General features: G+C 53.9%; 19 protein-coding genes. 6 read left to right on the top strand and 13 right to left on the bottom strand.

What is annotated here, in order from left to right:
* The first annotated feature begins 23 nt into the window (after positions 1-23).
* From LG297_RS05830 to LG297_RS05820, 3 genes are all read left to right on the top strand, one after another.
* Positions 24-1,007, top strand: a complete 984-nt coding sequence (locus tag LG297_RS05830; RefSeq protein ID WP_404426014.1) for a helix-turn-helix domain-containing protein — start codon at positions 24-26, stop codon at positions 1,005-1,007.
* A gap of 306 nt (positions 1,008-1,313) precedes the next feature.
* On the top strand, positions 1,314-1,445 hold the full coding sequence (locus LG297_RS05825; protein WP_404426013.1) for a hypothetical protein: 132 nt from the start codon (positions 1,314-1,316) through the stop codon (positions 1,443-1,445).
* A 653-nt stretch (positions 1,446-2,098) separates the two neighbouring features.
* Entirely contained in the window at positions 2,099-3,388 is a 1,290-nt protein-coding gene (locus tag LG297_RS05820) for a polyhydroxyalkanoate depolymerase (protein WP_404426012.1), read from the top strand.
* Positions 3,389-3,503: 115 nt separating this feature from the next.
* On the opposite strand, the gene LG297_RS05815 is transcribed toward LG297_RS05820, so the two are convergent.
* Positions 3,504-3,884: a hypothetical protein gene (locus LG297_RS05815; protein WP_404426011.1), complete on the bottom strand. Its 381-nt coding sequence runs from the start codon at positions 3,882-3,884 to the stop codon at positions 3,504-3,506.
* A 135-nt stretch (positions 3,885-4,019) separates the two neighbouring features.
* Between LG297_RS05815 and LG297_RS05810 the strand changes: the two genes are divergently transcribed.
* The gene (locus LG297_RS05810; protein ID WP_404426010.1) at positions 4,020-4,760 is read left to right on the top strand and encodes an SDR family NAD(P)-dependent oxidoreductase; all 741 of its coding nucleotides are present in this window, start codon (positions 4,020-4,022) and stop codon (positions 4,758-4,760) included.
* Positions 4,761-4,764: 4 nt separating this feature from the next.
* Here LG297_RS05810 and LG297_RS05805 read toward each other — a convergent pair whose 3' ends face one another.
* The 5 genes from LG297_RS05805 to LG297_RS05785 form a co-directional block, all read right to left on the bottom strand.
* Positions 4,765-5,493: a methyltransferase domain-containing protein gene (locus LG297_RS05805; protein WP_404426009.1), complete on the bottom strand. Its 729-nt coding sequence runs from the start codon at positions 5,491-5,493 to the stop codon at positions 4,765-4,767.
* Positions 5,494-5,520: 27 nt separating this feature from the next.
* On the bottom strand, positions 5,521-6,135 hold the full coding sequence (locus LG297_RS05800) for an NUDIX domain-containing protein (RefSeq protein ID WP_404426008.1): 615 nt from the start codon (positions 6,133-6,135) through the stop codon (positions 5,521-5,523).
* A gap of 13 nt (positions 6,136-6,148) precedes the next feature.
* On the bottom strand, positions 6,149-6,934 hold the full coding sequence (locus LG297_RS05795; protein ID WP_404426007.1) for an alpha/beta fold hydrolase: 786 nt from the start codon (positions 6,932-6,934) through the stop codon (positions 6,149-6,151).
* 166 nt (positions 6,935-7,100) lie between these two features.
* Positions 7,101-7,259: an RSP_7527 family protein gene (locus LG297_RS05790; protein WP_404426006.1), complete on the bottom strand. Its 159-nt coding sequence runs from the start codon at positions 7,257-7,259 to the stop codon at positions 7,101-7,103.
* Positions 7,260-7,769: 510 nt separating this feature from the next.
* Positions 7,770-9,284 carry an NAD-dependent succinate-semialdehyde dehydrogenase gene (locus tag LG297_RS05785; RefSeq protein WP_404426005.1) on the bottom strand — a complete coding sequence of 505 codons (1,515 nt, stop codon included), beginning with the start codon at positions 9,282-9,284 and terminating at the stop codon, positions 7,770-7,772.
* Between the two features lie 215 nt (positions 9,285-9,499).
* Here LG297_RS05785 and LG297_RS05780 point away from each other — a divergent pair, with 215 nt between their 5' ends.
* A complete protein-coding gene (locus LG297_RS05780) occupies positions 9,500-9,964 on the top strand; it encodes a c-type cytochrome (RefSeq protein ID WP_404426004.1) in 465 nt (154 codons plus the stop codon).
* Between the two features lie 136 nt (positions 9,965-10,100).
* Here LG297_RS05780 and LG297_RS05775 read toward each other — a convergent pair whose 3' ends face one another.
* The 7 genes from LG297_RS05775 to LG297_RS05745 form a co-directional block, all read right to left on the bottom strand.
* A complete protein-coding gene (locus LG297_RS05775) occupies positions 10,101-11,024 on the bottom strand; it encodes an ArsR/SmtB family transcription factor (protein ID WP_404426003.1) in 924 nt (307 codons plus the stop codon).
* 75 nt (positions 11,025-11,099) lie between these two features.
* Complete coding sequence (locus LG297_RS05770; RefSeq protein WP_404426002.1) at positions 11,100-11,924, bottom strand: carbohydrate ABC transporter permease; 825 nt, start codon at positions 11,922-11,924, stop codon at positions 11,100-11,102.
* 2 nt (positions 11,925-11,926) lie between these two features.
* Positions 11,927-12,835 (bottom strand): carbohydrate ABC transporter permease, encoded by a 909-nt coding sequence (locus LG297_RS05765; RefSeq protein WP_404426001.1) that lies wholly within the window; start codon positions 12,833-12,835, stop codon positions 11,927-11,929.
* Positions 12,836-12,897: 62 nt separating this feature from the next.
* Positions 12,898-14,169 (bottom strand): ABC transporter substrate-binding protein, encoded by a 1,272-nt coding sequence (locus LG297_RS05760; protein WP_404426000.1) that lies wholly within the window; start codon positions 14,167-14,169, stop codon positions 12,898-12,900.
* Between the two features lie 112 nt (positions 14,170-14,281).
* Complete coding sequence (locus tag LG297_RS05755) at positions 14,282-15,394, bottom strand: ABC transporter ATP-binding protein (RefSeq protein WP_404425999.1); 1,113 nt, start codon at positions 15,392-15,394, stop codon at positions 14,282-14,284.
* 72 nt (positions 15,395-15,466) lie between these two features.
* Positions 15,467-16,987, bottom strand: a complete 1,521-nt coding sequence (locus LG297_RS05750; protein ID WP_404425998.1) for an alpha-N-arabinofuranosidase — start codon at positions 16,985-16,987, stop codon at positions 15,467-15,469.
* Between the two features lie 221 nt (positions 16,988-17,208).
* Positions 17,209-17,913: a cytochrome b/b6 domain-containing protein gene (locus tag LG297_RS05745; protein ID WP_404425997.1), complete on the bottom strand. Its 705-nt coding sequence runs from the start codon at positions 17,911-17,913 to the stop codon at positions 17,209-17,211.
* Positions 17,914-18,126: 213 nt separating this feature from the next.
* Here LG297_RS05745 and LG297_RS05740 point away from each other — a divergent pair, with 213 nt between their 5' ends.
* Entirely contained in the window at positions 18,127-19,395 is a 1,269-nt protein-coding gene (locus LG297_RS05740) for an imelysin family protein (protein ID WP_404425996.1), read from the top strand.
* The last annotated feature ends 36 nt before the right edge of the window (positions 19,396-19,431 follow it).

The following is a 19,431-nucleotide window of genomic DNA, read 5'->3' as shown; positions in this document are numbered from 1 at the left end:
CATGACACGAATAGTAGGACGATATGCGGATCATCCAGGAACGCATCACCAATCCACCGGGATATAGCTGGGGCTATTTTCACTATGTCTGGGATGATTTTCGCTGCAACTGGCACCAGCATCCCGAATATGAAATGACTCTGACGCTGAATGCCAAAGGGTCCCGCCTGATCGGCGATCACCGGCAGGATTTTGACCGGCTGGATTTTGCCATGGTCGGCCCCAACCTGCCGCATCTTTGGGAATGCAAACGCATCGACCCTTCCCGCCCGATCGAGGTTTATGTGCTTTGGCTGTCGCAGGAATGGGTGGAAAACCTGACGCGGGATTTTGTCGAGTTTGCCGATTTCCATGAGTTGTTTGCCCGCGCGCGTCGCGGTCTTTCCTTTACCGACGAAGCCGTCGCGCACGTTCAGGAAATCTGTCCGCATCTTGACGATGCCAAACCAAGGCGGCGCTTTATCCTGATGATCGAACTGCTTGAAGCCCTGCTTGTCGGGATCGACAAACCATTGGCATCGGCCAATTTTGGCGGGGAAGCCGGGAAAAACAGTGAATCTCTTCGGGTGGATCGCGCGCTGGCATTCATTCACGCCCATTATGCAGAACCGCTTCGGGTTTCATCGCTTGCCGATGTTGCCGGGGTCAGTGAAAGCAGTTTTTACCGGCTGTTCAAACGCTATACCGGGCGCAGTGTTGTCGAATATCTGAACGAATATCGTATTTCGCGGGCCTGTGTGCAGTTATCGCGCACCGATCTTCCGATCTATCAGATCGCCGAAAATAACGGTTTTAGCAATCTGTCGAACTTCAACCGGCGTTTTCGCCAGTATCGTGGAAAATCAGCCAGCGACTATCGCGAGAACATTCGCATTCACGGCCAGTTCCCCGATCACCCGCCAATGCCCGATGCCCGCATCGGTGCCGTTCCGGCCCGTCCGCTGCCAAGCGAGGTAGACGGTGTTCCGGACCGACGCACCGCCATTCCGGCATCCGCTGCCGAATAGTCCACCGATGTCGCACGACAGAACATCGGGGATGCAATGATGTTCTGTTTTCCATTCCCCTATGGTCCATCATCCCGTAAGACTCGCGCAAAAGCATTGTTTTCTGCGGGTTTCATTCAACCTTATACCGGCCCTGCACCATCAATGTTCTCATTTTCCTCCGAAAAACGAGAACATTGAGACCATATAAATTTCATTAAAAATCAATATCTTAAATATTTTATCGGCTTTTGTTCTAATTTTGTTCTTGTGAGAACAAAACAGGATCAGTATGGTTTCCTCAGACAGATTGAGGAGGACATCGCCATGATGAAGTTGCTTGAAAATCCGCACCGCCTGAACGAGCTTTGCAGCACGGTTGCCGTGGTCGGAAGCACCGGATTTTTCCTGTTCGTTATCGGACTGGGCATGGCCCAAACCCTTCGCGGTCTGGTCTGATCAAAGCTCATACCTTTTACGAGATCCGGATGGACTTCCCATCCAGGATGACGACCGGCAGGCAACCCCGCACCCATACCCTGTCCCGTTTGCCGGTCGTCTCTCATCCATCGATCCGGATCCCGTGAATTGTAACTTGCATATTACCTTCGCTATTCCGCGCTACTTGACGCTGCTGTTTCCCCGACAGCAGCGCTTTTCTTTGCTGGCCGAGTCTCAGAAAAACTAGACCTCCGTATAGGTGCAGATGGAAATCACCCGCCTTTCAGGCAAAAACTATTGTTGCAACGCAACAGTTTGCGCTGCACCGCAAAATTTAACTCGACAGACGGGCAAATGTTGGTTTGAATCAAGATGAAACACGAAAGTTTGGAAATTCATCATACTTTTAGGTTATTGATTGAAACCTGAAGTATCGTAGGGTTCTGATGAATTGCAGGATTTCTGTTTATCGTGATGTTGCATGGCCTTGGCCCGCAACAACCGGTTAACCTGATGGTCGCCCGCATAAGTGATCTGAAGTTTGATTGGGAATTTACGAAAAACAGAAGGCCTGCCTACCGGAAATCCTTTCGGAAAGAAGCAGCCGGGGACCAATACGGTCGATGCACCCCACCACCGAACCTTTTTGCATCGCCGGGGAGTGAGAGATAATGCTGTACCATCTCTATGAATTGCAGCACGCCACCATCAGTCCGTTAAGGATGGCGGCAGATGCGAGCAAGAAGTGGCTGCGCAATCCGGTCAACCCGCTTGCCTATACCCATCAGGGGCGTGCGACCGCGGCCGCGTTCGATGTGTTTACCCATATCACGCACCGTTATGGCAAACCGGAATTCGGCCTTGATACCACGGTCATCAATGGTGAAACCGTCGCCGTGACCGAGGAAATCGTCCACAGCGAGCCGTTCTGCAATCTTTTGCATTTCAAACGCGAAACCGATCACCTTAAAAATCAGCCCGATGATCCGCGCCTGCTGATCGTCGCCCCGCTGTCGGGGCACTTTTCAACGCTGCTGCGCGGTACGGTCGAGGCATTGCTGCCCGATCACGATGTTTACATCACCGACTGGATCGATGCCCGAATGGTTCCCGTGCATCAGGGTCATTTCGACCTTGATAGCTATATCGACTATGTCATGCAGTTCCTGCGCAAGCTTGGTCCCAACACCCACCTGATGGCGGTTTGCCAGCCATCCGTTCCGGTGGTTGCCGCTGTATCGCTGATGGCCGCAGGCAACGAGCCCTGCCAGCCGGCATCGATGACCCTGATGGGCGGCCCGGTCGATACGCGCGAAAACCCGACCGAGGTCAATAATTTTGCCAAACAGCACAGCCTCGACTGGTTTGAACGCCATGTGATTTCGCATGTGCCGCTACCCCATGCCGGGGTGATGCGCCGCGTGTATCCGGGCTTCATGCAGCTTGCCGGTTTCATGAGCATGAACTGGGACAAACACGTTTCTGCCCATTACGAGATGTATACCCATCTTGTCGAGGGCGACGGCGAAAGTGCGGATGCCAAGCGCAATTTCTATCACGAATATCTGGCCGTCATGGATATGAGTGCGGAATTCTATCTGCAAACACTGAAGGTCGTGTTCCACGAACACCAGCTGCCCGAAGGCACGATGCTCTGGCAGGGTGTGCCGGTCGAACCGGCCGCCATCACCAAGACCGCCCTTCTGACGGTCGAAGGCGAACGCGACGATATCACCGGCGAAGGCCAGACCCGCGCAGCCCACAAGCTTTGCGCCAACCTGCCCGATAATATGCGCATGCATCATTATCAGAAATCGGTCGGCCATTACGGCGTATTCAACGGCCGCCGCTGGCGTGAACAGATCAGCCCGCGGATCAAGGATTTCATCCGCCGCCACGACCAGCATGGCAAAGGCCGCAAAAGTGCCCCCGACATGACCCGGATCGAAGCAGCCGAATAATCCTCATACACATAAAAACACCAAAAGCCGCCTCATTTCGGGGCGGCTTTTGCTTTTGAGTGTGACGGCTACATATATTGGCCTGCACCCGATCAATTCATCAGACTATTGAAAACTAATAGCGCGGCTGAATCCGGCCATTAACGATTTCACCGCCATAGGTACCATCGCCATAGGCATATTGTTCAACCGGGTGCAGTGTATCGACCAGATGCTGATAGACAGCAGACGCCGATGCTTCCCATGCACTGATCGATCCGATCACGACAGGATAGGCCCCACCATCCAGCAATCCGATTGCCGTATCGATATCGGCATTGGTCACCGCGTTATTCCCATCGCGCAGTGGCAGATGCACACCGATGACCTGATTGTCCTTGATTGCCATGATCCCGATGCAGGACGAAAAGCCGGTAAACATGATCTCGGCAGCCTTACCCCATTCACATTCGGCAATGGCTTCGGTATTGGCGGCCTGGGTAAAAACATATGGCATTGAATTGTTCCTGATTTGCGAAAAATGAACGACGCACATCAGACGGGCGCTATCCATCGCTGTGACAATCAACAAACCATCACGGTCATACCTGCGTAGAACAGGCAGAATAAAAAACCAGACAGGGATCAGACCATGCCGGTAACGCCCGTACCCAAACTGCAAAGCTTTGATGCTGCTGGCATCGCAATCGTCATCGGATCGACCGGCGGCATCGGGCAGGCCTTTGTGCATCACCTTCGCGATTGTGGCCGGTTTGATAGTGTGATCGAATTATCGCGCAGCACCGAACCGGCCATTGATTTCACCGATCCCGGCAGCATCGAAAACGCCGCCGCCTTTGTTCGTGATCAGGCATCTGCCAAGAATCAATCCGTTCGCCTGGTCATCGATGCCACCGGTTATCTGCATGACGAGATATTTCAGCCGGAAAAATCTTTGCGCCAGATCGATGCCGATTACATGGCGAAATCGTTTCTGATCAATGCCATCGGTCCGGCCTTGCTAATGAAGTATTTCACGCCCCTATTGCCGCGTGTCGGCAAGTCGGTCTTTGCCACCCTGTCGGCCAAAGTCGGCAGCATTGGCGACAACCGCATGGGCGGCTGGTACAGTTACCGGGCGGCAAAAGCCGCATTGAACCAGTTGGTAAAATGCACCGCCATCGAGCTTGCACGCAGCAAACGCCACGCGATCTGTATCGCCCTGCATCCCGGCACGGTCGATACCGGCCTTTCGGACCCATTTGCCAAATCGGGGCTGAATGTGCAAAGCCCCGATCAGGCAACGGCAAATATGCTGATGGTGATCGACGGATTGCAGCCATCGAAAAGCGGCGGTTTCTTTGCCTATGATGGCAGCGAATTGCCGTGGTGAGATATTAAAGAGGCCGGGCCTTGAGCCACATGAATAAGGGCACGCGTGACCATTGTTTGAGCTGGTCGCGGTCGGCCTGATCCGGGGTCGGCTCGCGCATCGCCGATACGCCAAACCTGGCCTTGCCCAGCGCATTGATGTAATATTCAAGCGGCCGCGACCATCCGGCAAAATGCATGGTCAGGCCATCGCGTTCTTCGCTACCTTCAAACCGGCGTTCTCCGAAATAGCTGCCTGCCAAGACGAATGGCGCATCGGGGGCCGCCCCGTCAAACCGGCCACGGTCCCGGAACGGATGCACAATCGAAATCACCAGTTGCCCGTCCTTGCGCAGGACACGCCGCATTTCATCCAGCGTACCCGAAAGATCATCCACGTCCATCAGGACGTTATAGGCCAGCACAAGATCGAAGCTTTCATTTTCAAACGGCACATCATTGCCCGGCGCGATGTGATAGGACGATTTGGCATCGCTATCGGCTTCACGCGCCGCCAGAATAAAATCCGCAACCGGATCAACGCCGGTTACGTCATAGCCAAGCTCGGTCAGAAGCCTTGAACCGCGTCCCTCGCCACAGCCAACATCAAGCGCATTACCCGTTCCAGAACCAACAAAGTCGGCAAAACTTTTGCGGAATTGCCAGAATGCATCATGGCCGGGCTTACGCGCCCAGGCGATCCAGTTTTGTGCAATATCGGACCAGTGGGCGTGATCCTTGCGAAAGCCGGACATTGGCTTCTCCTTTGGCTTCACCGAACTTCAGTCAAACAGACCATTTAACATGGCATGCTGTAACAGAATGACCGTTTTGGCATCCCTGATCCGGCCATCCGATATCATGGCCAGTGCATCCGTGAACGGCACTTCAAGAACGTGGATATCCTCGCCCTCTTCATGCAAACCGCCGCCCTCGCCCGCGCGGTGATCGCTTGTGACTTCGGCCACGAACAGGTGCAGGCGTTCTGTGACCGAACCGGGGCTCATGAACAGATCAAATATTTTTTGCGGTTTTCCGATCTTGTAGCCGGTTTCTTCTTCGACTTCGGCAACCACGGCGGATGCCGGATCACGATCATCAAGCAAGCCAGCCGGAACTTCGATCAGCATGCCGGTTTCATTACCATTGATAAAAGACGGCAGGCGAAATTGCCGTGTCAGGATCACGGTGCCAGCAACACGGTTATAAAGCAGGATGCCCGCCCCGTTGCCACGGTCATAGGCTTCACGTTGCTGATGTTGCCATTCGCCGTTACTGCGGCGCAGATCAAAACTTACACGGTACAGATGATACCAGTTGTCCGACAGGCATTCGACATTCTGAACACGGATATCGTCGTTTTCCGGCAAGTTCCAACCTTTGGGATGCTCGGTCATGTCAAAATATCCGTTAGCGGTTCAGAAATGCAGACAGGGTCAGCAATACCGCATCGGGTTTTTCGGCATGAACCCAATGACCAGCCCCCTTGATGCTGGTAAAGGCGGCCTTGGGAAACAGCGACTTGATGTAATCGCGGTCCTTGGGATCGACATAATGCGAATTTGCCCCGGATATGAACAGCACATCGCGATCAAAACTGCCATTTGCCGTTTGGGGCCAGCCGGTAATGTCGGAAAGGTGGTTGGCCATGGCATCGATATTGACCTGCCATGACATTTTGCCGGTTTCCTTGTCGGTCGCGACATTCTGGGCCAGAAACTGACGCACGCCCTTTTCCGAGACGCCACCGGCAAGTGCATCTTCGACTTCGGCACGCCGCGAAACCGCATCGAAATCCACTGACTTCATGGCACTGATATAGCCGGTATAGTCATGATCATAGGTCACAGGTGCGATATCAACCACAACCAGATCGGCGACCAGATCAGCATCCTGTGACAGGGCCAGAACCATCGATGCCTTGCCCCCCATCGAATGCCCGATCAGATGCACCGGTCCATCGGCGACATCGCCAATCAGTTCGGCAATGTCAGATGCCATCGCCGGGTAGGTCATGTTCATATCCCAGCCAGACCGGCCATGATTGCGAAGATCCGCCGTTACCACGTGGTATTTTTCCGCCAGACGACGTGCGATGGCGGTCCAGTTGCGCGCCTGCCCGAAAAGCCCATGCAGGATCACAAGCGTGCCATTGTCTCGGTTCTCTTCGCCAAAGGCATAATAGGCAAGTTTCATCAGGCAGGCTCCGCAATCGGGTTATCAGATTATCCCTTTAATAGCGGGACGGGAGGGTGGCGTGAAGCCCTGCGATGGGGACTGGAATCAAAACACCCCCGCACGGGAGGAATGCGAGGGTGTTTTTTGGGTCATTCGACCCGGTATTCATCGACAAGCGTTAAGCTTAGGCACCGGCCGGACGGCCACCCGGCAGGCGGTTACCGCCGAACAGGGAAGCAACTTTGCGGGCCAAAGCAACAACGGCTTTGCGGATCGCCTGAGCACGGAGTTTTTCGGCTTCGCGCTGCAGCGTGGTCAGATCGTAATCACCATAACGACGCATGGCTTTATCCTTTCCATAACAGGCGGAGCTATGTGCGCTCCGGTTTCGCGTTGGTTTGTTCTGAAGCCGGTGTACGCCTGTTTATTCAATCCTACGAGACGAGTTTTTTCAGCTCACCCATGCGTTTGGCGCATACTCAGACACACGTCTGTCACAATCATTTCATGCGAAAGGCGCATGATTGTTTCATGACAAATAAGTCGTTCAACTTGAACGAAATTTTTTCCAACCTGTTTTACACAGTCCCAACACAATCTGGACAGGCGGGATCAATTAGACCTCTATCCTTTGGAAATAAAGGGATTGAGGCAGATCAAACAGGGCGCTTTTGAGGCTTCAAACAGGGTCAAACATGACAATTTGCCGACAAATCGGTTTTAAATTACAGACTCGATTCCCGGAATCACACACCGTTCAATTTTGCATGGCTGATTAAGAAATCGGAGAGCGGCAATTGCCGATAATGCAATTGCCGTTCTCCGATCTTTAAAATTGCCGGGATCAGGCCTGTCAGCCCAAAGCATAATTCAGATATTTGGCTTCCAGATATTCTTCGAGGCCCCAATGGCCGCCTTCGCGCCCCTGGCCACTTTCCTTTACACCACCGAACGGGGCGCCTTCGTGGGATGTTGTGCCATCATTAATCCCCACCACCCCGGTTTCAAGCCCGTCGGCAATTCGCTGGATACGTCCGATATCGCGACTGAAAAGATAGGATGACAGACCGGCCCGGACCCGGTTGGAAAGTTCGATTACCTCGGCCTCGGTCGTGAAGCGATAGATCGGGGCGACCGGGGCAAACAGTTCCTCGTTAAAGCATTCGGCATCAAACGGCACATCGGTCATCACCAGCGGCCGGATGAAATGGCCGTCTTCGGGGCGGTCAGCACCGTAATGCAGTGTCGCGCCACGTTTTTTTGCATCATCGATCAATCGTTCAACTTTCGCCACCGCCTGACGGTTGATCAGCGGGCCAATATCCGTGCCGGGTGCAAAACCGTTACCGATGGTCTGTGCCTGCATTGCCGCGATAAATTTTTCGACAAAACCGTCATACACACCGTCCTGTACGAAAATCCGGTTGGCACAGACACAGGTCTGACCGCTGTTGCGGAATTTTGAAATCATCGCCCCGGCCACGGCAGCATCTATATCGGCATCATCCATGACGATAAAGGGCGCGTTGCCGCCAAGCTCAAGCGACAGTTTCTTGACCGTTGGCGCGCATTGCACCATCAGGCGTTTGCCGACCTCGATCGAGCCGGTGAAGGACAGCATCCGCACACGCGGATCCCCGGTCAGGGCCTCGCCAATCGGCATCGGCAGGCCGGTCACAACATTGAAAACACCCGCGGGGAAACCCGCCATTTCGGCAAGCCTGGCCACGGCCAGAGCCGAAATCGGGGTATCTTCGGCTGGTTTGACAACAATTGTACAGCCCGCCGCCAATGCAGGCGCGCATTTGCGCACCACCATGGTCAACGGGAAGTTCCATGGCGTGATGGCTGCAACCACACCCACGGGATGCTTTTGCACGACAACACGCCGGTCCCGTTGGGTCGCGGGCATGGTCTGGCCATAGGCGCGCTTGGCTTCCTCTCCATACCATTCGGCATAGGCGATTGCCCCAACCACTTCGCGCAATGCCTGATCATACGGCTTACCCTGTTCAAGCGTGATCAGGGCGGCCAGATCATCCTGATACTGTTCCAGCAGATCGCGCCAGCGTTTGAGGTATCCGGAACGGTCCTTTGCCAGCAGACGCGACCATGCCGGAAACGCCGCATCGGCGGCATCAATCGCGCGCCTTGCCTCGGAGGTGCGCATGAAGGGCACGTCGCCGAGAACCTTGCCGGTCGCCGGATCATACACATCAATGGCTTCGCGCGAATCAGCACGTACCCATTCGCCATTGATAAAGGCCTTATCAAGGTTCCAGTCTGCGATCAGCCTGCGGGCACGCGACCTGCCCTCGCGAATGGCGGTTTGGCTGGCATCTGGGGCGGCGTTGGACACAGCGGACATTTGGGGCGTTTCCTTGTGCACGTCAGTTACAATAATTTATTCGGTGATCACGCGGTTGTGATTCCGGATTTCGGGGCGCAATTGGGAGACTAAGCGCACCGACAAGTCATAGGCAACAATGCTTATGACCTTAATATAAGAAATAAAAGAACCGGGGCCGCTCGCAATGCCCCGATCCGTCAGAGAGTTTCAGAGAAACAACCAACGAGAGAGCCATGAAGCATATTGTGACCGCAGGTTTGATGACTGCATCCCTCGCCCTTGGTCTGGGGACATTTGGCAGCGCGCAGGCCGATGAGGCCATGGATAACGAAACTGTTCAAACCCGTCAGATGCTGATGGATGGCATCGGTGGTGCCATGGGAACACTTGGCTGCTACATGAAGGACGAATGCGACCTTCCCGACGGTGTGATCCGAAACCTTGCCAACGGGATCGCGTTTTCGGCCTCTGCCGCACCGGCTGCGTTCGAGCCGAATACGACCGATGCATCGGTAAAAACCACCGCCAAGCCCGACGTCTGGACCAACTGGGACGATTTTTCAGGCCGGTTCCCCGTGCTGCAAGAAGCCGCCATGAACCTTGCCGCGGCTGCCGGTGACAAGGGTGCCATGGGGGCAGCCCTTGGCGAACTTGGCAAATCCTGCAAGGGCTGCCACGACGAATACCGCACGAAATAAAAGACGAAATTGCAAATTCCGGGCACGAGCAAGCTCGGACGCCCCCGAAAGGCCCTGTCACCCCCCTGCTGTATCCTCCCCCAACAGCAAGACAGGGATGCCTTTCGGGGAATTCTTTATGTGACCCTGATCCGGCCTAGAAATACAGGGTCATCGTGATGTCCTGATCATGATCGCCAAACCCGCGGCCAAAGATATTGACCCCGCCCGGGTTTCTGGCGTTGTCATCAACCCCGATCCGGAAGCGGATAGAATGATGATCCATGATTTCCAGCGTATGAATGGTCTGATCGGAAATCTTCTGTCCATCGATCCAGGTACCGGTTTCATCGATCACCCAAGTTTTAAGCTGTCCGTATTGCGATCCTTCCAGCTTCCACCAGCCTGGTGAATACAACCCGCGACGGTCGCCGAAATCCCCCGGCGATGTCCAGATCCCGACATTGAAACCGTTGATCCAGATTGAAATGTCCGATGGCCATTCCGCATTGGTTTCCGGGGTTTCGGAACTGATCTCGGCCGTGATCTCGATCCGCTTTGGCAGTCTCCCGGTGACCTTGGCATTGTTGGGAAACTTGTATTCGACATGGCCACGCGTAAACCACAACAATGCTGCCTGCATGCGTTGCGGGTCCAGAAACACATTGGGCACATCCAGCACGCCAATAATCCGTTCGACCGAACACATGCCACAAGGCGGCCCGACATCAAATTCGGTAAACAGACCAATCGGCATGCTGACGACAACCCGGTCGTCGTCCGAACTGGTTTTGTCGTCATCAAAGCGGATATAGATTTCGCTATAAGCCGCCGAACAGATTTTCTGATTGCCCTTTTTGGCCTTCATGGTCTGGGTTTCAACCAATCCGGCCTTTTCAAGCGTCTTGATATTGGTTGCCACGGTCGATTGCGGCAGCCCCATCATATCGGCAATTTCATTGACGTTCTGCGGACCGTGCTTGCGCAGGAGATAAAGAATGTCGATCCTGGTTTTGGAGGCCAGTCCCTGAACGACATCGGCATCTTTTACCGGATCGACCGTCAGTAATTTTGTCTGCATGACTTTTTATTATTCCCTCAGCTTTCCCGGTCCGTCGCCCGTTGCAATATTACAGTGTCACATACCGGCATCGACTTATCCCTTGATCCCGGACGACAACATGATCGCCTGCGTCACGCGACGCTGGAAAACCAGATATGCCACTGCAACAGGCATCGCCGCCATCACGGCAACCGCCATGTCACGCGCATACTGGACGCCAAATGAATCACCAACCTGCGTGATCCCGACAGTAACCGTCATCATTTCTTCAGAAGTCGTGACAAGGAAAGGCCACAGGAAGTTATTCCATGACATGATAAAGGTGATGATCGAAAGTGCTGCTGTAATCCCCCAATTCAACGGCAGATACAGCTTGAACAGAATCTGGAACTCGCCGCAACCGTCAAGTTTGGCGGCCTCGCGCAATTCACGGGGGACTGAGTCGAAAAACTGCTTATAGACGATCACAACCACCGGAATGATCACCTGCGGCAGGATGATCCCACCCCACGTATTGACCATACCAAACTTGTGCATCAACACAAATTGCGACACCACAAGTGCCTGTGACGGCACCATGAAACTTGCCAGCACCACAAGAAACAGCATCTTCCGGCCGGGAAAGACCAGTTGCGACAAGGCATAACCGCACATCATGCTGATCATGATGACGATGCCTGTAATCAGAACCGACGTCCCGATGGAATTGATGTACCAGCGCACCAGATTGGTATCGAACAGCGCAAAGACATAGGATGAAATATCAAATGTCTTCGGCCAGAACGATAGGCTTCCGACAACTTCCGGCTCCGGCTTCAGTGATGTAACAATCGCCCAGTAAAGCGGGAACGCCCATGCACAGGCCGCAATCAGGGTAAAGGTCAGCAACAGGATATTGCTTGGCGAAATGCGTCCCATCGTCATCTCCCCCGCGCTTTAAGCAACTGATATTGCAGGATCGAAACTGCAACGATGATGACAAACAGCGCCACCGCAACGGCCGAAGCATAACCGCCCTGATTGCGCCCGAACGCCTCGCGATAGACAAGCTGCAACAACACATAGGTCGAATTGAACGGCCCGCCCTGTGTCATCAGATAGATCTGATCGAAAATCTTAAGCTGCATGATCAGTTGCAGGGTAAGAACCAGTGCGGTTACCGGCCACAGCAGCGGCCATGTGATGCGCCTGAATTTCTGCAAACGGCTTGCACCGTCAAGGGATGCGGCTTCGTAATAATCATCGGGAATGTTGCGAAGGGCCGAAATGAACAGCAATACATTGAACCCGTTGGTCCACCAGATGGTCACAAGGGCCACCATCGGCATTGCCCATACTGGATCGCGGAACACGCTGATGCGTCGACCGATCAGGTCTTCGATCATAGGCTGAACAACCCCGAACTGCTGATCAAGAATCCATTGCCAGATTTGTGTTACGACCGTCACCGGCAGGATATAGGGCATGAAAAACAGCACCAGAATACCGGCCTGTATCCAGCCTTTGAGCCGCACGATCAACATCGCAATGCCAAGACCGATCAGGGTATTGGGCACCACCGTCAGCAACACGAAATACAGCGTGTTATAAACCGAGGTGTAAAACAGCTTGTGTTCGAACATGCGGATATAATTGTCGAACCCGATCCATTCGCCTTCACCGATCAAGGGTGCGTCGGTAAAGCTCATCGCAAACATTTTATAGACGGGATAGGCAAACACCACGAGATAGCAGATCACGAAAGGCGCAATCAGCAGCAATGCTGTTACTGTTCTGTTTCCGGTTTTCAATCGCATGGACGATGCCCCATAGCCATAAAAATCAAACACGGGATCACCCGATAGCGATGACCGGCAAAGGGAGGAATGCCAGCCATCGCCATCACCGGTGATCAGTTAAGTTCCAGGCCCTGAAGTTCGTCACGCACCATGTCCAGCGCCTCTTCGGGATCAAGCTGCCCGTTCAGTGCAGGAACGATGAAATTCTGCGTGGCTTCGTAAATCGGCCCGGCAACACCGGCAATCGAGACTTCGGGATCGAAAACAGCGGTTTCGGCAAGTGCCGAATAGGTCACATTCGGTTCCATTTTTTTAAATTCGTCGCTCTCGGCAACCGCCTTGAAAGCCGGAATATGCCCGGCCTCGGCCCAGGAAAGGCTGTGCTCATTCATCCATGCAATGATCTGCATGACGATCTTGACCTTTTCAGCCGAAATCGGATTGGCTTCGCTGTGCGGGATGGCAAAGGCATGGGAATCTGCCCATGTCGCTTTCTGATCCATCAGGACGGGGATCTGGATTGCACCCCATTCAAAACCAAGATCGCCATTCTTGGCTAGATCCTTCATTGTCGGGACTTCCCACACACCATTGATATGCATCGCAGCACGGCCCGATGTGAACAGCGCAATCGACGCTTCGTAAGAAATCAGTTCCGGGGAATAACCCGATGCAACCCAGTTGGTCATTGCGTCAAGTGCCCGAAGGCCCGCATCACCGGGCAGGACTTCACCATCTTCGACAAACGGGGCCCCCTGTTGTGCCAGCAACGTATAGAATACGCGCCACATCGACCCGCCTTCATCCGTATGCAGCGACAGCGGGACCTCGACCCCGGCCTCCTCAAGCTTTGCCAACGCGGCATTGAAGTTTTCAAGCCCGTCCAGCCCCTTGGGCTTGCCATTTTCGCCAAGCAGTCCGGCCTTATCCAGCGCGTCCTTATTGTAATAAAGAACGATGGAATGGATATCGAACGGCAGACCGTAAAGCTGATCGCCAACCTTGGCGGCGTTGAAGCTCGACGGGAAATAATCATCGGGTGACAATCCGGCCTCAGCCAATTCATCATCGCTGATCGGGCGCAGCTGCCCTTGGGGCACGGCCAGCGGGAAACGCGACAGATGATAGGTCATGATATCGGGTTGCTGACCCACCGCCGTTGCGGTTTGAACCTTGGTATAGAACGGAACGCCCCATTCCAGTGTGGTTGAATTGATATTGATATCAGGGTGGGTTTCGTTGAATTCCTTGATAAGTGCTTTCATACGCACGCCATCGCCACCTTCAAGAAAATCCCACCAGGTAATCTGGGTCTGGGCGCTGGCGACGGCAGAGCCGCCTATCAGGATAGCGGCCGAAAGGCCGGCCTTGATGAAATGTTTCACGACGTTTCCTCCTCGTTCGCCGGGTGATAAGACCCGGCCTGAAATGCCCTGACAGGTTTGTTATTATGATTGCATCCCGTTTCGGGCGACTATGGTCCGGTCGGCTGCGGCGCTATCGTAGGCGCGCACCGTTGGCATCGAACAGAAACAGGTGGCGCGCTGGTAAACGGGCCGATATGTGATCCTGTGCGATATGATTGCGATCCGACCGGCGTTCGATGGTGATGCGCACGCCACTTTCCGTCAGGGTATGGACGTAACTGACCCCACCGAGTTCTTCGGTAAATTCGGTTTTCAGCAACAATTCGGCAGTACCTTCATGGGCTTCCGCCTTATCGCCGGTCACGATATTTTCGGGCCGAATGCCGAGTGTGACCGCTGCCCCCGGTTCTGGCTTTGGCCCGGAAACCGCCACGGAAACAATGCTGTTGGGGGTCTCGTGCAGTTCCACTTGCACCATTCCGGATGTATCATCCCTGTCCGGCAGGACCTTGCCCGTCAGAAAGTTCATTTTCGGCGACCCGATAAAACCGGCGACGAACCGGTTATCGGGATTGTCGTATAGCTCAAGCGGCGATCCGATCTGCTGCACCACACCGGATTTCAGCACCACGATCTTGTCGGCAAGCGTCATGGCTTCGACCTGATCGTGGGTAACGTATATCATCGTTGCCCCGATCTGATTGTGCAGCCGGGCAATTTCCATGCGCATCTGGACGCGCAATTCGGCATCAAGGTTGGATAAGGGTTCGTCGAATAAAAAGACTTTTGGCTGGCGCACAATGGCCCGCCCGATGGCAACACGCTGGCGCTGCCCACCCGAAAGCTGAGATGGTTTTCGATCCAGATGCTCGTGAAGTTGCAGGATGCGTGCGGCTTCTTCGACCTTTTCCCGGATCTCATCCTTTGGTCGACGGGCGATTTGCAGGCTGAACGCCATGTTATCGAAAACCGTCAGATGCGGATAAAGCGCATAAGACTGAAACACCATCGAAACGCCGCGCTTGGCGGCTTCCAGATGGGTGACATCCTGTCCTTCGATATCGATGACACCGCCTGTCGTTTCCTCCAGCCCGGCAATCATCCGAAGCAGCGTGGATTTGCCACAACCCGACGGACCGACAAAGACGACAAACTCGCCCTGTTTGATCGAGATATTCACATCATGGATAACTTCGATCGGCCCAAAGGCCTTTTTGATATTGCTAAGCGTAACACCGGACATTTCCATAATCCTCCCAAGTCTGAACCCGATATGACAACAGGCTGGCTGGGGTTTCCGGCCAGCCCGTAACAATCAGGCAGATGCATCAAGAGAAATGCGGATCATGTGATAGGACAGCGGCTTAAGCACCCCGGCAAGCTTGCCATCCTCAAGCTCGATACCGCTGCCTTTTTTCGGGGTTACAGTATCGGGCGCGTCGATCGAATTGCGGTCGTCGAGTTTGTGACCCGAAAGTTCGACATGCTCAATCACCTGCGTCTTGCCAAATCCTTCAAGCGACAGATCAAGGGCAAGGTCGCTGTCGAGGTGACGGTTAATCAGGAAGATCGCGACGGATTTTCCATCCTCTGCCTGCACTGCCGATGCATCCAGATACGGCACATCCTGTGACACATCACAATCGTAGCATGGGACATCAACACTGACGTTCAGCGCCGTTCCACGGCCATGTTTCGACGCGAATTGCAGTGGATAATAAATCGTCTGCGCCCATGCCGGGCCGCCTTCGCGCGTCAGGATCGGGGCGATGACATTCACAAGCTGCGCCATGCAGGCGATCTTGACCCGGTCAGCCCGGCGGATGAACACGTTCAGCAGGCTTGCGATCAAAAGGGCATCTTCGAAGTTATAGACTTCTTCAAGCAGGGCGGGTGCCACCGGCCAGTCCCATTCCTTGATCCGCTGATCATCGGTTTTGCGGTCGTGATACCAGACATTCCATTCGTCAAAGCAGATTTTGACATCCTTTTTGGACCGTTTCTTGGCCTTGATGTAATCGATCACGCCGCCGATGGTGACGATATAGCGATCCAGTTCCTCTGCACGGCCGAAATAGTTCAGCGTGTCCTTTTCCTCGTTGCCGAAATATTTATGCAACGAGATGTAATCGACACTGTCATAGCTTTCTTCAAGGACCGTGGCTTCCCAGTCGGGATAGGTTTTCATTTTATCATTCGATGACCCGCAAACCACGGTTTCAAGCGACTGATCGAAATATTTGAAGGCCTTGGAAACCTCGTTGGCAAGATGGCCGTAATCGCGTGCTGTCTTGTGACCAACCTGCCATGGGCCATCCATTTCATTGCCAAGGCACCAGATGCGGACATCATGTGGATCGGCATAACCATGGGATTTGCGCAGGTCCGACCAGTATGTGCCACCGGGATGATTGCAATATTCAAGAAAGTTGCGCGCATCTTCGAGCCCGCGTGATCCAAGGTTCATCGCCAGCATCATTTCGGTATTGGCAAGTTTGGCCCAATCGGCGAACTCGTTCACCCCCATCTGGTTGGTTTCGCGCGTCCGCCACGCCAGATCAAGACGTGTCGGGCGTTGATCGCGTGGGCCGATGCCATCTTCCCAGTTATAGGCCGAAACGAAGTTGCCGCCCGGATAGCGCACAATCGGCACATCAAGCCCGCGAACCAGTTCCAGCGTATCCTGCCGGAAACCGTTTTTATCGGCGGTTTCATGACCGGGTTCGTAAATGCCGGTATAAACCGCACGCCCCATATGTTCGAGAAACGAGCCATAAACCCGCTTGTCGACAGTTGCGATTGTGAAGTCCCTGTGAATGGTGGCACGTGCCCGCATGACTGTTTCCTCATCTGTCTTTTGTTCTTTGATGAGGTCAGCCTAGGAATACGAAATTTATATATCAAGTAATTTGTTTTATATCAAAATTACTGATACATAAATTTCGGTATATATCGCTTTTTCTGTTTTTGTTGAACTTGGAATTCTGCTTCCCAGCTCAGCAACTTACCGCAACGCAACACGTTTTCATGTTTAGTCTGATGATATGATAAAATATTTTACCCACCTCTGGCAATGGTCACCATTCCCCACACCGTCAAACCGCAAACCACGAGAATCGCAATTCCCAGAACCGGCGAGGCAAAGCGGATCTGCATGAAACCGCTTGCAACGCTCTCGGGGACCTTGCGTGCGCCGGTGATCATTGCACCGATCAGGTTTTCGCGTTTGATCATCAGATAGAAAATCGCCGCCAGAACATGAAGTGCCACCGCGCCATAGATCAGATTGATATTGGTGTGATGAATAAAATTCATCGTGCTGGCGAAATCGGAACTGACATAGGCAACCAGCGGCCCGTCAAAGAACAGGAAGGTATCCTCGCTGGTGAAAAGGCCGCTTATCGCCTGAACTGCGACAAGCGCGATCAGCACCACAACCATCCAGCCCCCCGCCGGGTTATGCCCCGGATAGGTCAGGTCGCGGGCCGAACCGTTTGGAAGTTTGCGCATATAGCCGATCACCTTGCGCGGTCCGGCGACAAAACCGGTAAAGCGCGCGTTCGAGCTGCCCACAAAGCCCCAGATGATGCGAAAAAGCACCAGTGCGAGCACGCTGTACCCGGAAATCGCATGGATATCGATCATCACTTCCTGATTGGACCACCAGGATGTCGCAATCGCAATCACCAGCGCCCAGTGAAACAGGCGCACGGGAAAATCCCAAAGCCGGACGGTTTTTTGCGGTTCGGTCTGGTCGCTCATACGCAGGTCCCCTTTTCTGCTTCTGCGTGAAGCATGATGCCCTGATCCGGGCAAAAGTGCAGGTCAAATTCCGGTTATCACAGTAAAAAATGTGGGAATCTGATTATTAAGATATTTCAAGTTTGCAAATCATTATCATAAGCAGTAACTATTATGCGGAAGCATTAATGGGCTATGCCCTTGGCTCACCTTCAGGGACAGATGGGAACTCCTATGAAACTCGTTAAAATTCTCGGGATGGCTGCGCTGGCATCCACCCTTGGCGCGCAGGCCTATGCCGCGCCGGGCGCAAAAGACGTTCTGACCACCTATGCCGATATCGCACATGCCGGTTACGAAGACTCGGTGACCACTGCCAAGCAGCTTCAGTCTGCTGTCAACACGCTGGTTTCTGATCCGTCGCAGGCAACTTTCGATGCAGCGAAATCCGCATGGCTGGCGTCGCGCGTACCCTATCAGCAGACCGAAGTTTACCGTTTCGGCAACGCGATTGTTGATGACTGGGAAGGCAAGGTTAACGCATGGCCGCTGGACGAAGGTCTGATCGACTATGTCGAAACCGACCTTTACGGCGAAGAAAACGAAGAAAACCCAGCTTATACCGCCAATGTTGTTGCCAATCCGAGCCTGAGCATTTCCGGTGAAACTATCGATGCATCAACCATTGACGGGGCACTGATCGAAAGCCTGCATGAGATTGACGATGTCGAGGCCAACGTTGCCACCGGCTACCACACCATTGAATTCCTGCTTTGGGGGCAGGACCTGAACGGGACCGAAGCCGGTGCCGGTGCGCGCGCATGGACCGATTATGCCAAGGGTGAAGCCTGTACCAACGGCAATTGCGACCGTCGCGGTGCGTATCTTCAGGCCGCAACCGATCTTCTGGTTTCGGACCTTGAATGGATGACCGCACAGTGGGCCGACGGTGGTGAGGCACGCGCCACGGTTCTGGAAGGTGATGGCGTTCCGGGCCTGACCGCGATTGTGACCGGCATGGGTTCGCTTTCTTATGGTGAACTGGCGGGCGAGCGCACCAAACTTGGCCTGTTGCTACATGATCCGGAAGAAGAGCATGACTGCTTCTCGGACAATACCCACAATTCGCACTACTATGACGCGCTGGGCATCCAGAACGTTTATCTTGGCCGCTATACCCGTGTTGACGGGTCGGTTGTCGAAGGTGCGTCGCTTTCGGACATGGTTGCCGCCAAGGATGAAGGCCTTGATACCGAACTGCGCGCCAAACTGGCGACATCGGTTCTGGCGGGTAAAGCCATGGTCAGCCGCGCACAGGCGGGCGAGCATTTCGACCAGCTGATCGCGATGGACAATGAAGACGGCAATGCCGTTGTTCAGACCTTTGTCGATGCGCTTGTCGATCAGACCAAATCAATCGAACAGATCGTTGCCGCGATTGGTGTTGACGGGATCGCGTTCGAAGGTTCGGACAGCCTTGACAATCCGACCTCGATCAATTGATCAGATACGATCCGCATTCGGGGGCATACCCCAAAT

It is taken from the genome of Thalassospira australica (assembly GCF_044790785.1).
Classification (GTDB): Bacteria; Pseudomonadota; Alphaproteobacteria; order Rhodospirillales; family Thalassospiraceae; genus Thalassospira; species Thalassospira australica_A.
Note: the sequence above shows the minus strand (reverse complement) of the source record. Positions and strands in the feature narration are given on the sequence as shown.

Excerpts from the sequence above, each read along its gene's own strand:
- LG297_RS05830 (WP_404426014.1), top strand. The coding sequence starts at position 24 with ATGCGGATCATCCAGGAACGCATCACCAATCCACCGGGATATAGCTGG.
- LG297_RS05825 (WP_404426013.1), top strand. The coding sequence starts at position 1,314 with ATGATGAAGTTGCTTGAAAATCCGCACCGCCTGAACGAGCTTTGCAGC.
- LG297_RS05820 (WP_404426012.1), top strand. The coding sequence starts at position 2,099 with ATGCTGTACCATCTCTATGAATTGCAGCACGCCACCATCAGTCCGTTA.
- LG297_RS05815 (WP_404426011.1), bottom strand. The coding sequence starts at position 3,884 with ATGCCATATGTTTTTACCCAGGCCGCCAATACCGAAGCCATTGCCGAA.
- LG297_RS05810 (WP_404426010.1), top strand. The coding sequence starts at position 4,020 with ATGCCGGTAACGCCCGTACCCAAACTGCAAAGCTTTGATGCTGCTGGC.
- LG297_RS05805 (WP_404426009.1), bottom strand. The coding sequence starts at position 5,493 with ATGTCCGGCTTTCGCAAGGATCACGCCCACTGGTCCGATATTGCACAA.
- LG297_RS05800 (WP_404426008.1), bottom strand. The coding sequence starts at position 6,135 with ATGACCGAGCATCCCAAAGGTTGGAACTTGCCGGAAAACGACGATATC.
- LG297_RS05795 (WP_404426007.1), bottom strand. The coding sequence starts at position 6,934 with ATGAAACTTGCCTATTATGCCTTTGGCGAAGAGAACCGAGACAATGGC.
- LG297_RS05790 (WP_404426006.1), bottom strand. The coding sequence starts at position 7,259 with ATGCGTCGTTATGGTGATTACGATCTGACCACGCTGCAGCGCGAAGCC.
- LG297_RS05785 (WP_404426005.1), bottom strand. The coding sequence starts at position 9,284 with ATGTCCGCTGTGTCCAACGCCGCCCCAGATGCCAGCCAAACCGCCATT.
- LG297_RS05780 (WP_404426004.1), top strand. The coding sequence starts at position 9,500 with ATGAAGCATATTGTGACCGCAGGTTTGATGACTGCATCCCTCGCCCTT.
- LG297_RS05775 (WP_404426003.1), bottom strand. The coding sequence starts at position 11,024 with ATGCAGACAAAATTACTGACGGTCGATCCGGTAAAAGATGCCGATGTC.
- LG297_RS05770 (WP_404426002.1), bottom strand. The coding sequence starts at position 11,924 with ATGGGACGCATTTCGCCAAGCAATATCCTGTTGCTGACCTTTACCCTG.
- LG297_RS05755 (WP_404425999.1), bottom strand. The coding sequence starts at position 15,394 with ATGTCCGGTGTTACGCTTAGCAATATCAAAAAGGCCTTTGGGCCGATC.
- LG297_RS05750 (WP_404425998.1), bottom strand. The coding sequence starts at position 16,987 with ATGCGGGCACGTGCCACCATTCACAGGGACTTCACAATCGCAACTGTC.
- LG297_RS05745 (WP_404425997.1), bottom strand. The coding sequence starts at position 17,913 with ATGAGCGACCAGACCGAACCGCAAAAAACCGTCCGGCTTTGGGATTTT.
- LG297_RS05740 (WP_404425996.1), top strand. The coding sequence starts at position 18,127 with ATGAAACTCGTTAAAATTCTCGGGATGGCTGCGCTGGCATCCACCCTT.